Raw genomic sequence first — 14,774 nt, 5'->3', positions numbered from 1 at the left:
GCTTTTTTATTGTAGATGCGCTACTGCTTCAAAAAGCGGCGTGGGGGCACAATGAATAGCTCTAGGCTGAAATAAGGAGTGCCAGCCAGTTTATTGTCGATGACCTTCGTGCGGCCGTTGCGGCGGTCGAATACGTCGAAAGAATTGTTGTAGCGGTAGCCGCCTTCGGCCCCAAACCACAGAAAGTCATAGATTTCGTGCTCCCAGCGGCCACGGAACTTCAGCTCCGTCTCGCGCAGCTCCACGGTGGTCAGGGTCGGGTCGATGGGCAGGGTTTCGCGGAACTTAAGAATATAGCTTAGTCCGTTCACCTCGTAGCCGGCAAATAGCAGCGACTTAGCCGAAGCATTGTGCCGCACCAGCACGCGCGCCGGGAACAGGGCCTCTACGCCCCAATGGTCGCTCCAAGTGCGGTTGTACAAGATAGCCGGATAGATACTGCGCCGACCAAATGTGTAGCCCAGCTGCGCGCCAATGCCCCACGAAAATGTAGGCGACTTTTTCCAGCCGTACACCAGCTCGTATGACATGCGCAGGTAATCTTTGAGCCGCAGCGCCGAGGAGGTATAATCGCCGTTTAGCTCGCCTTTTACCCGACCCAGCACGAAGTTTCGCTCATCAATGGGCCGCAGCACCACTAGCTGGGTGCCCAGCGTTTTGAGACCCTTTTCCTCCAGTTCGTCATAGAGCGTATAGCCGGTGGGGCGGTCTTTAAACTCAAATTCTTCCCGCTCATAATTTACGCCCACCACCATTTTGAGGTGCGGCCGATTCCAGACGGGAACGTAGCCTTTCACGATAAAGCGGTCATTGTTGCTCACCGTGCCCCTCCGATCCGTAAAGTCATTGCTCTTTGAATCAGAAGTGATATCGAAAGCGGCGGTGCGCTCATAGTGAAAAATCAGGCCTTTGCTGGGGCCCTGACCCAACACGGAAGGGTTAGCAAATTCCTTTTCCTTCCCTACCAGCGCATCCGTGAGCGAGTCGGTGGGCGGCGCGGGGCGCGGGTACACGCGCGTGCGGGGAGGCCTTACTTGCGCCTGCGTGTCAAAAGCAGGCAAGAAAAAGGCTAATAGACCCAAAATTTGCCCCCCACGGCGCAAAAAGGTGGAAATTGATGTCATATTGAAGCGAGAAAATCTTTCTCCAAAAACCTATGATTGCTTGTTTCTGGGCTAAACGTCTTTTTACAAAAAATGGCCAACAGGGTAAGCCATTAAGCAAGAAAATGGTCAAGTGAAGGGTTATTGAAACCTCTGCCACTTGACCACTTCTCAGGCTGCTATTAATTTAGAACAGGAAGTCGAAACCCACAAAAACCAAGTTCTCCTCCCCTACTGAGTAGGTAACGTTGATAACGGCTTGCTTGAGAATATCGGCCCACACGCCACCGCCTACGCCGGTGTGGAAGGCTTTAAGGCCGGTGCGCACATCGTAAGAGCTAAACACCCGGGCGGCGTCGGCGAGGCCCATTACGCCAACCTTAGCCGGGAAGAGGTAGGCATTGAAGGTAAAGAGCTGGAGGCGCACTTCGGCGTTGGCAAATACCGAGCTGCGGCCCGCGTAGCGCGTACGGCGGTAGCCGCGCAGGTTGGTGGTGCCCCCCAGCGTATTGGCTTGGTAAAACCGATAGTCGCCGAGGTTGCGCGCCCCGCCAATGCGGCCCGCCCAGGTGAGTTGAAAAGGAAAGTTGGGGGTGATGTAAAACCGAAACTCCGAGGCCAAGCGCCCGAAGTTGAGATTCTCCCCGTTCATCTGGAAGTTATACTCGGCCGAGTTGTACCAGCGCAGACCAATGCGTGGGTTCTTCGGTGAGCTGGCAGCGTCGATGTTCAGGTAAAAACGCCCCCCAGCGTAGCGATTCACACCAAAATCGGAGGAGCGGATGCCCACAGCAGCCCCGCTTACGCCGTTGTTATTCTCGTCGAGGCCCGCCGCAATCTCGCTGCCAATAGGGTCGCGCTCTACGTGAAACTGGTCGTACTGGGGGCCAAATCCGATTTTGAGGAAGCTAAACACGTCCTTTTCCAGCACTGGCGAGAAGTAGAAGCGCGAGAAACGAATGCGGTAGGTTTCGTTGATGTCGCGGTTGCGGACGCGGCCTTCCTGATCTTCCAGAATATTGTCCGTGTCGTTGCCCTCACCGAAGTAGTTATAAAGCAACTGCGGACCATAGAGCTGGCTGGTAACATTCAGGTCGTACTTACCAAACATATCCGTAAACTGGCCCTTATAACGCACATTATACGCTTTCTGGGAAGGCGAATAGTTGGCCACCAACGACTGATCCGAAGCGAAAGGCTCCTTGCGGAAAGCATAGTTGCGGTAAGTGATACCACCACCAAAGAACAGCCGGTCGTCCACGTTATACCCGAAGTACAGCGCCGGCCCCAGATAATCGAGACGGTAATCTTTGCGGTCGGCACGGTTCGGGTTATCGTAGCGACTCACATCGATACCGGGCTCCAGGCGCAGACGGGTGTCGGGGCCCTTAATGATGACGTTACCGGAGTCGGCATCGTAAATGTGCGTTTGGTGCTCAATGCCGCGCACGTTCGATTTGTCTACAATCGAGTCGCGGTCGGTACCGGCGATAATGCGCAGCTTGAGGCCATCCCTCACGTCGCCGTTAATCTGATAGATGTCGTTGCCAGCGAAGCCATAGAGGCGCACTTCCTGCGTGACGTTGTTATCAAAAGTGCGGTCGTAGAGGACTTTAGTGAACTCACCGTCTTTATTTATCTTCTGCACCGTCACGCGGGTTTTGTCGTCGGGCAGACGGTCCACCACAAATTTTTCGCGCTTGCTGCTGCCTTTTACCTCCGTAATCCTGGACACTACCTCGTAGTAGTTGGCTGCCAGCTCCGGCAACAGCTCCCGCCGGCTCTTTAGCTTGGCAATGATTTCAGGGCCGTGCAGCTTATAGATTTGCTCCGGCCACCTCTCACGGAAAGCATTTTCAATCACCTCATCAGTGAGTCCCGCTTTCATTTCTTCGGCATGCTTGACCCAATCTTCCTTGGTTACTGAGGCCAAAAACACCCGGTCATTTGCCAAAGCAGTCAGGTTAAGGCCCTTATAGTCAGCGTAGTCGTAGCCAAAGTTCTGGAAGTTACGAATGCCCCATCCCCGACTGATCAGATAAGGCAAAATGCCGTCGCCTTTAAAGAAGGCCACGTCGCGGTCCTCGGGCACGGCAGTGAAAGTTCGGTCGCCCTCTTCATCCTTCTTTTCGGCCCAGCGCCACTGATCTTCGTGCCGGTCCCAGTCGCCAATCCACATATCGAAGAGGCGCGAGCGGGCGAAGGCTTTCTCTTTTACCTTGTTATCGTTGTCTTCAATCAGGCGCTCCAGCACCCGGTCGCTGCCCACCAAGTTGGTCGCATTGCCCAACGAGGCTACGTCGCTTTGGTCGTCCTTGGGGTCTTCTTCCAGGGCCGCGGGCGTGTTCGAGAAGCGCTCGTAGTACTGACCAAGCAGTGGGTCCTGCGGGATATAGCGCATCTCCGGATTGGTATGCAGAATACCAGCCGCCGAGGCCAGGGGCGGCAGCACGAAAGAGGCGTAGGGATGCTGGGCCGAAATCTGGTCCTGCAAAATGTCCTTCGCCGCGCCGTCGCGCAACGACTCTGGCAATACCGCCGAAGGATCTTTGTTTATGCCCCGCAACGTGTAGTTGCGGCCTTCCTCGTTGCGCACTTTCAATGAAGCCGTTTGCTTGCCGCCGCCAATCTGGTAGGGCGTCAGGCCGCCCTTTTCAGTAGCTAAGTCGAGTACAGGAAAGCGAACGGGCGTGGCCCATTCGGCACGGTAGTGGTCGCCGAAGAAGGTGCGAAAAAACCGGCTGCGCTGGGCATAGCGCGGGTTGACGGCCAGGGTTACGGTGCTGTCGCGGAAGTCACGGCGAGGGCCGAGGGCGTTGGAGGCGTTGGTCGAATCGGTTTGGGCCTGCGCCAGCGCTTGCAGTGACTGCTTGGCGTACATAGGAGTCCGAAACACTAACCGGCCATTTTCGCCATTGCCATTGGGCACCCAGAACTCCGTCCAGACTTCGCCATTATCGTAGTAATTAACCCGGGAAAACCCTTTCTCTTTATCGGAGAACATGGCGCCGGCATCACGGCCGGTGCGCACGTGCTGGGTTTTGCAGCCCGAGCCACTCGTAATAAAGTGCGTAGCATCTACCTTAAAATACTGCAGGTTATGCTCGTGGCCATTGGCATACACCACGTTCGGATACTTCTGAAAGATATCCATCAGGCCCTTCTTGTAGGCCTGATATAGTGGGTGCGGAATGTCCTGGCTTATGCCGCCGTACTTGCGGGCGAATGGATAAACCGAGCCAATGACGGGGAAGGGCACAAATGCGTATTTGTAGACAATGGACAGCGGGAAAATATGGTCGGCAAGGGTAAAAAAGCCCCCATGGATACCATCGGAGAACAGTGGATGGTGAGCAATTACCATCACGTTCTTGTCTTTATGGCGCTGAATAATGTCTTCGAGCTGGGTGTAAAAGTCCGTTTCGTTGGCCACGCCGCAGCCGCTGTTAGAGCCGTAAGGCCGCTCCTTAGTCTGTAAAAACCACTGCGAGTTGATGGCAATCATTACCAGATCGTCCTGCAATCGAACCTCGAAAGGGCCGGGGCAGCCATCGCGGGGAATGAAAAAGTCGCCGGTGTAGGAAAAGGCCGTCGAGTCTCGCATCATGTAGTCTTCCACGAAGCGCTGCTGCCGGTTTACCTGCTCCAGACTGCCTTTTTGGCCCTGCTTCCAGTCGTGGTTGCCCGGAATCATGTATTTTTCGCCTTCGTAATTGCGCAGAACATCAAGCTGGGTGGTGATGCGGTGCTCCGATACTTTGCGGTCGTAGGCGCCTTCCTCAGGCAAACCATACTCATAAATGTTATCGCCGAGGAAAATGGCCGTGCTTTTCGAGCCGGCAGCGAGCATCTCGCGGCGCATAAAGTTGAGCGAGGGCTCACCTGGCTCTTTTAGTTCCGGGGCGCCAACGTCACCAATCAGAAATACAGAGTAGCGGAGGGTACTGCTATGGGGGGGCGTTTTTGTTTTCCAGTTTTCCCCTCCATGATTGTAGTTGGGGCGTTCGGGATGGGGAACTTGAGTAGTCTGCGCCATGGCCGTGGGCAAGCCAAACGAACTCATAAGCAGCAGATAACAAGACAGAGTAAACCTTCTCATAAGGAAGTAAAACAGCTATTGTAAAGATTTTGAAAGCAAAAATAGCTTGTAATCGGAGGTTTACCGAAGTTAAAAAAACCTACTAAAAGTTTAATTAAAAATGGGTAAACTTAAAATTCAAGTGGCTGACTACAGAATTAGCTCATCATGAGACGCTGCAATGGCATGCCCTACGCAGGCAGACGCCGTGCGGTTGAGCTATTGCAAAAAACCTCAGGAACCAATTCGCGTTTTAAGCCAATTAGGAGCTATAGGTACATCCTGTCAGCCCGGCATCTCAACTTCCCTCATGGAGACAACCCCAGTTATTAAAAAAGCGAAAGCAGAAATTCTGCGGCAGGCTAAGGCCTATATCACGACACTTTTCGAGGAAAAGTTGCCTAAGCAACTCGTTTATCATTCCCTCAAACATACCACGCTCACGGTAAAGGAGGTTCGGGCGCTTGGGGCAGCCTCTGAGTTGGATGAAAGCGATCAGGAAGCGCTGGAGCTGGCCGCCTGGTTTCATGATACAGGCTATATAGATACGTATGATGGCCACGAGTACCGCAGCATGGAGCGGGCCGGGGACTGGCTAAAGGCACAGGGCTACCCCACCGACCGGATTGCGGTAGTGCAGGATCTAATTAGAGCCACCCACCGCGACGAGCCGCGCGAAACGGAGATGCAGCAAATATTGGTGGATGCAGACCTGTGCAGCCTGGGCCGGGAAGACTTTTCCGCTTCCGGTGAGCTCATGCGCGCGGAGTGGGAAACCATATTGGGCCGCAGCTACTCGAACACCGAGTGGGCCGAAATTCAGCTTGATTTCCTGATAGCGTCCAAGTTCCGGTCGCAGGCGGCGAAGGAGCGCTACGGCGAGCAGTACAAGAAAAACATTAAGGATCAGAAGGATCGGCTGAAGAAGACCGAGAAAAAAGAAAAGAAGAAGAAAGAGGAGGTACAAGGCAACTTCGCCGAGGGCAAGCGCGGCGTGGAAACCATGTTTCGGACGACGTATGACAACCACGTGTCGCTTTCGCAGATGGCTGATAACAAGGCCAACATGATGATCAGCCTGAACGCGGTTATCCTGTCTATCCTGATTACTTATCTGGGGGCCAAAACGTCGTCCATCGGGCCAGCTTTCACCCGCAATCCTATCCTGACGGTGCCTATGGGCCTGCTGGTAGCCACGGCGCTGGGCTCGGTGGTGTCGGCTATTCTCTCGGCCCAACCCGACGTGACGACCTTTAAGTGGCTGAAGAAAAGCCCGGCCATTGCCACCAACCGCCGCATCAACATCCTGTTCTTCGGCAACTTCACTAAGCTCAGCCTTGATGCGTTTCAGGGCGGTATGTACGAGCTCATGCGCGACAAAGACCTGATGTACACCAACATGATAACCGATATTTACTATCTGGGCGAGGTGCTCAGCCGGAAGTATCGGCTACTCCGCATCAGCTACACCATCTTTATGGTGGGTCTGATTCTGACGGCGTTGTCGTTCGGTATTGTGCTGTTATATAAAGCGTAGAGCCGACATCTTACACCAACAAAAAAGCCCCCCAGATTGAGTCTGGGGGGCTTTTTTGTTGGTGTAAGATGTAAGAACACAGCTATTTGACTGACACCCTGGCCATTCGCTCGCCCAAAGCAACCAGATTACGAAGAGAGCGGCCCCAGAAGCGGTGTACGCGGCGGAGTTGGCCAAAGCGAATCAGAGGGTGCGGGCTAGCTACGTAGCCGTAGCGAAAATCGAGGGTAATGAGGCAGGAACGCTCGTCCACGGCTTCAATGAAGAAGAATAGCAAGGAGTTAGGGAAAAGCCGGAAGTGCGAGATTTTCTCTACGTACTCGATGCGCTCCTCGCCCTGGAAGCTCTGCACCGTCTGAAAGTCGATCTGCCCCTTGTTGATATCCACCTTGTAGCTGGTGCCTAGGCGGTCGGCTTTGCTGAGGTCGTAGTATACCGCGGTGCCGCCTTCCAGCCATCTGTAGCGCAAGCGCAGATTGCGCACCAGCCGCAGGGCGTAAGCCGCGGGCACACGCACAGCATGGCGCACCTTGAGCGAATTGCCGCGGCCACTGGGCGCTCCATCGGGCGAGTGATGCCCGTTGAGCAACAGGCGCAGGGGCGTGAGGTGGGCGTAGCGGTAGTTGATGTCGCCGAGATATTCGTAGGTGGTTTTGCCCCCCAGCAGGCGCGTCCAGGAAAAACTGCGCTTCAGGTCAGTAAGGCTCTGCGTTTTCAGGTATCCCTCCGACAGCAGCAGGTACTCGCCGCCGCTGATATTGTTCTTAAGCAGGCGATGCACCACAATAACGTCGCGGCCCATTAGCTTGGTAAATTCCCGAATGTGCGCCACGTTCACCCGGCCATAGTGCACTACTATCTTCAGGGTCAGATCGTTGTCCCGCAGCGCAGCACCTAGTTCGGAGGCGTTGTCGCGCTCCACCAGACGCAGGTAATTCTGAAAGTCGAGGAAGATGCGGCGACACTGCGCTACCAACTCCTGCACCGGCGGCGGCGGCCCCAACCGATAAAACAGAATAGCATCGCCCTGAATCTCCGACACTTCCATATCAAGTGTATTCGCCTCGATAAGGATTTCGAGCAGATCGGCAATCAAAAAAGGGGCCTGGGGGCTTTCCGAGGCTTCAATGAAGCGCGTGAAGCCGCTGATATCCGGAATAAACAGCAGGGCCGGCTGCATCCCATCGTCGTCGGCACCGGGGGGCAATTTTCGCCCGCTGCCTGCTGCCCGTCGCGACGCGTGCAAATCCTCCAGTAAGCCCATACTATAACCAAAAACCTTAAAACGAACGGCGCAACACTCGCCACGCCTGCCGCCTATACGCAGGCACCCCAGCACCGGGTTTGGCTGAGCCGATGGTTTGGGGCTACCTTTGCCCCCACACGCATCTGGCCCCGTAGTTCAACGGATAGAATAAGGGTTTCCTAAACTTTAGATGTGAGTTCGATTCTCGCCGGGGCCACATAAAAACCCGTTTTCTAAATTAGAAAACGGGTTTTGGCTTTTATTACCACAATGCAGAAGATCAAGGCTTTGTAAGGAATCTGCCAGACGACCTTGCCGTCGCTTCTTTTCAATGACTTAGCCTAAAAGCATTATTCGTTTTGTGAAGACAACGGGTGATTGAGGAAATACCGCTTATGGTCTTACTCTACGAGCAGGCGGGCCGTGCGCGGGGGATGACCAGGCCTGGCAGCTTGCAGCATATAAAGACCCGGCGTTATTCCCCGCAGAGAAAGCAACGCACCCGTACCCGTACGCACCAGTCGACCCAACCCATCCACCAGTTGGAGCGTCGCGGTAGGGCCTAGCTCAGGCAGCCGCACCTGGTCATGGGCCGGATTAGGCACGAGCTGCAAAGCCACAGCGGGAGCGTCATCGGCAGCCCCAACAAATACGACAGGCGAGTAAGCCAGTGTACCATCCACGTCGCGCTGTACCAGCCGGTAGTAGGCTGCATGCGGCGCGGGATAGGCAGTGAATGTATAAGCGTGGGGTCGACTACTGGTACCCTGTCCGGCTACGCTGCCCAATGAGCTGAAGGTGTGGCCGTCCGGGGCCTGCTCCACGGTGAAGTCGGCGCTGTTCTGCTCCGAGGCCGTCTGCCAGGCCAGAGCCACCGTCAGCGGGCCGGTACGACGAGCGGAGAAGGCAGTCAGCTCTACTGGTAGCGGCACGTTGGCCTGCATATATTCAGCGCGGTAACGCTGCTGGACAAGCAGCAGAGAAATAGGCGTAGGCGTGGCTGTAGTGGCTGACCACATCCCATCATTTGCAGGCCGAGTATAGATAGTTGAGCCGCTCAAGCCATTGGCCGGTCGAAGCCGAAAGTCATAGGTGCCGGAATTGCCCCGGCTAAATACGCCAAAGTACACGTCGGCGCTAGTGCCTTCCGTTGGTCCTTCGCTTGGTTTCTCATTTACGGCGTAAAGCTGCACCCCATTCGTTTGGGTTGTGATGTTGGTCACAATAGCCGAGTCGCCATTGCTTGCTGCCAGTCCCAGGCGCCTGGTACGCAGATCGGGGCCGTAGGCATAGGTGCTGGCATCACCAATGGCGGCCCCAGAGGGTTGCCAAGCGTCGTTATTGAAGTTGATCAGTCTACCGTTAGTTGGGTCGCTGCCTTTGTCAATAGCAACCGCACCTACCCTTTGATCGAAGGAATAATAGGCCACTAACTCGTCAGGCACCGGCGAAATCTTGCGGCACATATTCGCCCGAATCTGGTCCTGGGTCAGGGCCGTGCGCCACACCCGGACTTCATCAATATCACCCACAAACAGGTTTTCCGATTGAACGATGTATACGCCAATAGCCAGGGCTGAACTCGTGGCCAAATCTGCCGTCAGAAACGGATAGGTCGCATTGTTTTCCAGCACCCCGTCGACATAGACCTGCCAAGTGTTCAGATTGCAGACCCCGACTACATGATGCCAGCGACCATCATTCACCCGCGTAGTCGAGGCCCCTGATGATACAGATATTCCCCCGCTGGTGTACCCATTAAAGTAAAGCTGTCCATTAGTTGTGTACAGGTGAAAGCCTTTCTTCTCTGTTAAGGAATTCAGGTGTTTGCTGGCAACCCATTGGTTGCCGCTGCTAGTGGTGCGAATCCAAGCCTCCACCGTCACGCGTTGGGTAATGCCGCGGTTGCTGGTCCCACAGTTGATATGTGTATTCAGGCCATTGAAGGTGAGCTTGTTGCCTGAGCCCGAAAGGTTTTGAGCTGAGGATGTATAAACAGGCAGCAGCAACACTATAATTCCCAGAACCAACTGTGCTGGTCTACAGCGCAGATCCAATAAGAGAGGGAGACCAGCCAGCCATTTGATAGCTCGCCGTATATAGAGTATAGCAGTAGACATAGGAGCCGTGGATAAATATTGGAAAGCGCGCCAATAGACCTAGAACATACGCGGACAAACAGACCATTTAGTCTGTTATATTTCAACTACTTACAATCAAATATCCGTATTCATTTACCCTCCCAAGATCCTCATATATAGTTAAGAGGCACTACTGCTGGCTAGTACTAATGCACTAGAAACCAAGTTTTCAAGCTATGAATGAAGCTATCATATTTTTTATAATATTTCAATATTATTTATAACAAAATACTATCTAATCCGGTCCTTTTTATGGAAAACGGTTACTATTAAGATAGCTGCAGCGGGCCGATGTCAGGCAAGGGGTATATTTCATCACTCATTCCCTAAAGCATAAGCTACCAGCTAACCCGTGCCTAGGCCCGCCATGATTCACGGTTCATCTGCTCCCGATACCGTCAGCATCATCATTCCCACGTTCAACGAAGCAGACTGCATAGGAGAGCTGCTGACATATCTGAGCGCGATATGCGGGCCGGATACTGGTGCAGAAATCATTGTGGTGGATGGGCACAGCACCGATGATACGGCCGCTTTGGCGCGGCAAGCAGGCGTACGCGTGGTGCTTTGTCCGCAGAAAGGGCGCGCGGCCCAGCTTAACTATGGGGCAGCCGCAGCTGGGGGGCAAATTCTTTACTTCCTACACGCCGACACATATCCGCCGCCTAGTTTTCTGGCCGATATCCGGCTCGCGCTGGGACCGAATGGCTACAGCAGCGGCTGCTACCGCTTAGCCTTCAATCAGCCGCACTGGTTTCTGCGGCTGAGCGGCTGGTTTACGCGCTTTGATGTCGACGCCGTACGGTTCGGCGACCAGAGCCTATTTGTGCAACGAGCGGTATTTGAGCGAGCCGGGGGCTACCGCACGCACATGATCATGCTGGAAGACCAGGAAATAGTGCGGCGGCTGCGGCGGTATGGGTCGTTTCGGGTGCTGCCCGGCACGGTTACCACTTCCGCCCGCAAATACCTGCAGAACGGCGTTTTTCGGCTACAGGCCGTGTTTTCACTCCTCACAATGCTTTATTGGCTGGGGCTGCCGCAGCAGCGGCTGCTGCAAATATATCGGGGGCTTATCCGGCAGGATAAGCTGTGAGCGGATTTCTCATTCAGGTTTTACCATCCAACGTCACCAATGGCACGAAGGCGTTTTGTGAGGTCGGCAGCCAACCTGCTTATCAACAAATCGCTGGTACTTCAGACTTTACACAGAAACGACCTTTCCACTGGAAGGGTCGTTTCTGTGTAAAGTCTGTGCTGGGGGCTTTTTAATCGGTCAGCATGCCCTGACTCACAGCGTATTTGATGAGGGCGGCGGTGTTTTTGGCCTGGGTTTTCTCGATGATGTTCTGGCGGTGGGTCTCGATGGTGCGCTTGCTGGTGAAGAGCTTGTCGGCAATCTCGGCGTTGGTCAGGCCCTCGGCAATGAGGGTGAGCACCTCCAGCTCCCGCTTCGATAAGCCGCTGGCGGCTCGGGCAGTAGCACCATTAGGCGACTCCAGGGAGTGCATCTTCCGCAGCAGTGCCAGCCCAATAATGGTGCACAGATAAGGCCGCCCCGCTGCTACGGTCTTAATGGCATAGAGCAGCTCGGCGCGACCGGTACTTTTGAGGGCATAGCCCGAAGCGCCCAAGTCGATGGCCTGGGCCACGTAGCGCTCATTATCCAGCATCGACAGCACCAGAATACGCACCTCGGGATAGTGCTGGCGCAGCTGCGGAATCGTGGCAAAACCATCGGTGCCGGGCATGTTCAGATCAAGCACGACCACATCGCAGGGAGTGGTAGCCAAGGTATTTAGCAATTCCTCGCCGCTGCCGGCCTCCCCTACTACCTCTATTCCGGGTTCTTCGCGGAGTAAGGAGCGGATGCCGTCGCGGATAATGGCATGATCATCTATAAGAATGATGCGGATCATGAATAGTAAATAGGCTAATTAGAGCGCAACTGTTAACCGGAATGAATCAGTGTTGTTTAAGCGTTGCCCCCGGTTTTTTGCAACAAGCCTCAACAAAAAAAACGCCCCGGCCTAAGCAATCAATTTTGGTTGCCAAAACCTTATAGCTGCCGCAAGCTAATCAGTTTAGTGCAGGTTATTGACTTGTGATACACCCGCATAAATAATCAGAGCTTTTTCTTCTCCACTCGCCTAGTCATCGAAACGGGCACAGCCGCATAATGCTTGCTCGCCGCTGGGGGGCTTTTACCGGCTTATAAGCAAGCGATTCAGTATATGGGCCGAAACATTTGCTAGCTTAAAACGTTTTGGCACAGCTAAAAAGACACTGCCAAAGACAACGCTTAAACTGATTAGTGAGTAAGTAGATACCCAAGGAAACACAAGCCATTGGGGGCATTTTTGCAGTGATACATCGCTTCATAGTTGGTTTCGTCTGCCTCCGTTTCTGGAGCCTAAATGGTACATTTAAGTTCCTATTCATCAAACTCACTTCCTTTGCAAAGGACCGATTTTACCGTAGTTGACGTTGTGCCTGAATAGTTCTCCCTCACTGGCCTTGTTTGCCAACTATGCTATTGTATTATGATTAGATTAATTCTGGCCGACGACCACGCTATCATTCGTGATGGAATTCGTGCGCTGCTTACCGAGGATGCTGGATTAGAAATTACGGCTGAGGCCAGCAATGGTCAGGAGCTGCTGGATAAGCTGGCCACGACTCCCTGCGACGTAGTGCTGATGGATGTGAATATGCCCGTTATGGACGGTTTTGGGGCAATGCCGCACCTGCGCCGTGATTTCCCGGATGTAAAAGTGCTTATTCTTTCGATGCTCGACCACCCCAATTACGTGGTGCGGATGCTGAATGCGGGTGCTTCGGGGTATGTGCTCAAAAATGCCGACGTAGCCGAAATTGCCCACGCCATCCGTACGGTAGCGGCGGGCCGGCAGTACCTGTGCACCGAGATAGGGCTAAACCTGCTGCAGCAGGTAACTCTAAGTGGCCCAATCCCGGACGCCGCAACCCGCAAAGCCAACGACCTATCGAAGCGGGAGCTGGAGGTGCTCACCCTCATTGCTGAGGGCCTGACCAACGCCGAGATTGCCGACAAGCTCTTCACCAGCAAGCGCACCATCGAGACCCACCGCCAGAACATCATCGAGAAAACCCAGGCCAAAAACACCGCCGCTCTCATCAAGTTCGCCGTCAGCGAAGGGTTAATTGAATAAAGCCAAAGGACATACACCCTAAACAGCAGCGGCCGCCAGATATCTGGCGGCCGCTGCTGTTTAGGGTAGTTTTGGTTGTTTTCATAGCGCAGAAAGGCCTCTACTAAATAGAGTCTGCGGTAGCGAGGGTGGATACTACACCCACCGCGCACGTTGGCATGCGCTGGGGGGCTTTTTTAGTAGTAGTGAATAAACGGGAATAAGCCCGGAGGGGCTACCGAATACATACCTATTTTACATGGGAGTAGTACGTATTTTTAGATGAGTAAATACTAATAACGGTTGAGTTAGCCTTTATAATCCTGAAGACCAATTACCTATCTAATCGTTTGGCTGACAGTCTTTAATCAAAAATCAATTAAAAAAGCTCCCCAACCACCTTTTTACGGGGCTGCCAAGAAGGGCGGAAAGGCGCGCAACTCAAAGAGGCTGATTTACGCATGCAGGATGCGCTCTACTACCATTCTCCTCTCCTACTCCTTCCTCCTTATTATGCCCACCAAAAAAAAGAAGTCTGCACCAATGGAGCAGGCTTTGAAGCCTCACAGAAACACCTGCCCCACGCCAAAAGGAATGTTGCTGGCCGTGGGTGGCCACGAAAACAAAGGGGAAGCGCCCGAAAAGGGCTCTAACCAAGCTGAAAACCTCAACTTCGCGCCGGAAGGCATTCTCAAGCGTTTCTGCGAGGAGCTAAAAGGCAACGACCCACTGATTTTGGTGCTACCCATTGCCTCAACTGAGCCTAAGGAAGCTGCAGAAGATTACTTAAAAATATTTTCCCGATTAGGTATCAAACGGGTTCAGGTATTGGATGTACGCGAGCGGGAAGATGCCAGTAGCGAGGCTACGCTCGATTTGATTAATGAAGCGACTGGCTTCTACTTTACAGGTGGCGACCAACTGCGCATAACTGGCCTGCTGGGCGGCACCAAAATGCTGGTGCGCCTGAAGGAGCGTTATACCTACGATGAGATTCTTATTGGGGGCACTAGCGCCGGAGCCGCGGCCTTGTCTACGCCCATGATTTATCAGGGTCTTAACGATGCAGGTTTTCGCAAAGGCGAAATATCCATCACCACCGGGCTACAGTTTATGCACGACGTAGCCATTGATACCCACTTTATCGCGCGGGGTCGTATTGCCCGCATGGCGCAGATTATCGCTACCAACCCTGGCTGTATGGGGCTCGGGCTGGAAGAGGACACCGCGATATTAGTACGCAACGGCTACGAGTTTGAAGTAATTGGCAGCGGTTTGGTTACCGTTCTGGAAGCGAATGAATATACAACTAACAATATTTACGAAATCAGCCCCGATACGCCCTTCACCATCCGCAACCTGCGCCTACACTTTTTGAGTGCTGGCGAAAAGTATCAACTACCCATTCCGCCCGAGATGCATTTGTAGCCTGCTGCTGCATAGCGCCTCGCTCTGTGAATAGGAGGCGCTATGCCCAAACTTGACCTATCAGCTTGGCG

The 14,774-nt window shown here is 53.8% G+C and carries 9 protein-coding genes and 1 tRNA gene; 5 read left to right on the top strand and 5 right to left on the bottom strand.

Going from position 1 to position 14,774, the window contains the following annotated elements; genetic code table 11:
• Window positions 1-20 precede the first annotated feature (20 nt).
• Both H8B13_RS04790 and H8B13_RS04785 read right to left on the bottom strand, forming a co-directional pair.
• Window positions 21-1,124 carry a DUF6268 family outer membrane beta-barrel protein gene (locus H8B13_RS04790; RefSeq protein WP_187309709.1) on the bottom strand — a complete coding sequence of 368 codons (1,104 nt, stop codon included), beginning with the start codon at window positions 1,122-1,124 and terminating at the stop codon, window positions 21-23.
• 166 nt (window positions 1,125-1,290) lie between these two features.
• On the bottom strand, window positions 1,291-5,166 hold the full coding sequence (locus H8B13_RS04785; RefSeq protein WP_261990244.1) for a metallophosphoesterase: 3,876 nt from the start codon (window positions 5,164-5,166) through the stop codon (window positions 1,291-1,293).
• A gap of 325 nt (window positions 5,167-5,491) precedes the next feature.
• Here H8B13_RS04785 and H8B13_RS04780 point away from each other — a divergent pair, with 325 nt between their 5' ends.
• Window positions 5,492-6,718: a Pycsar system effector family protein gene (locus H8B13_RS04780; RefSeq protein WP_187309708.1), complete on the top strand. Its 1,227-nt coding sequence runs from the start codon at window positions 5,492-5,494 to the stop codon at window positions 6,716-6,718.
• 82 nt (window positions 6,719-6,800) lie between these two features.
• On the opposite strand, the gene H8B13_RS04775 is transcribed toward H8B13_RS04780, so the two are convergent.
• A complete protein-coding gene (locus H8B13_RS04775; RefSeq protein ID WP_187309707.1) occupies window positions 6,801-7,982 on the bottom strand; it encodes a DUF2652 domain-containing protein in 1,182 nt (393 codons plus the stop codon).
• A gap of 127 nt (window positions 7,983-8,109) precedes the next feature.
• Between H8B13_RS04775 and H8B13_RS04770 the strand changes: the two genes are divergently transcribed.
• A tRNA-Arg gene (locus H8B13_RS04770) sits at window positions 8,110-8,181 on the top strand.
• 184 nt (window positions 8,182-8,365) lie between these two features.
• Here the strand turns inward: H8B13_RS04770 and H8B13_RS04765 are convergent.
• The gene (locus H8B13_RS04765; protein ID WP_187309706.1) at window positions 8,366-10,084 is read right to left on the bottom strand and encodes a LamG domain-containing protein; all 1,719 of its coding nucleotides are present in this window, start codon (window positions 10,082-10,084) and stop codon (window positions 8,366-8,368) included.
• Window positions 10,085-10,472: 388 nt separating this feature from the next.
• Here H8B13_RS04765 and H8B13_RS04760 point away from each other — a divergent pair, with 388 nt between their 5' ends.
• The gene (locus H8B13_RS04760; RefSeq protein WP_187309705.1) at window positions 10,473-11,201 is read left to right on the top strand and encodes a TIGR04283 family arsenosugar biosynthesis glycosyltransferase; all 729 of its coding nucleotides are present in this window, start codon (window positions 10,473-10,475) and stop codon (window positions 11,199-11,201) included.
• Window positions 11,202-11,373: 172 nt separating this feature from the next.
• Here the strand turns inward: H8B13_RS04760 and H8B13_RS04755 are convergent, their stop codons facing one another.
• A complete protein-coding gene (locus H8B13_RS04755; protein ID WP_187309704.1) occupies window positions 11,374-12,024 on the bottom strand; it encodes a response regulator in 651 nt (216 codons plus the stop codon).
• Window positions 12,025-12,648: 624 nt separating this feature from the next.
• Here H8B13_RS04755 and H8B13_RS04750 point away from each other — a divergent pair.
• Window positions 12,649-13,296, top strand: a complete 648-nt coding sequence (locus H8B13_RS04750; protein WP_187309703.1) for a response regulator transcription factor — start codon at window positions 12,649-12,651, stop codon at window positions 13,294-13,296.
• A gap of 492 nt (window positions 13,297-13,788) precedes the next feature.
• Window positions 13,789-14,703 (top strand): cyanophycinase, encoded by a 915-nt coding sequence (locus H8B13_RS04745; RefSeq protein ID WP_261990243.1) that lies wholly within the window; start codon window positions 13,789-13,791, stop codon window positions 14,701-14,703.
• Window positions 14,704-14,774: the final 71 nt, after the last annotated feature.

Origin of the sequence: Hymenobacter sp. BT188 (assembly GCF_014333585.1) — a bacterium.
GTDB lineage: Bacteria > Bacteroidota > Bacteroidia > Cytophagales > Hymenobacteraceae > Hymenobacter.
This window is presented reverse-complemented; position numbering and strand designations above follow the sequence as displayed.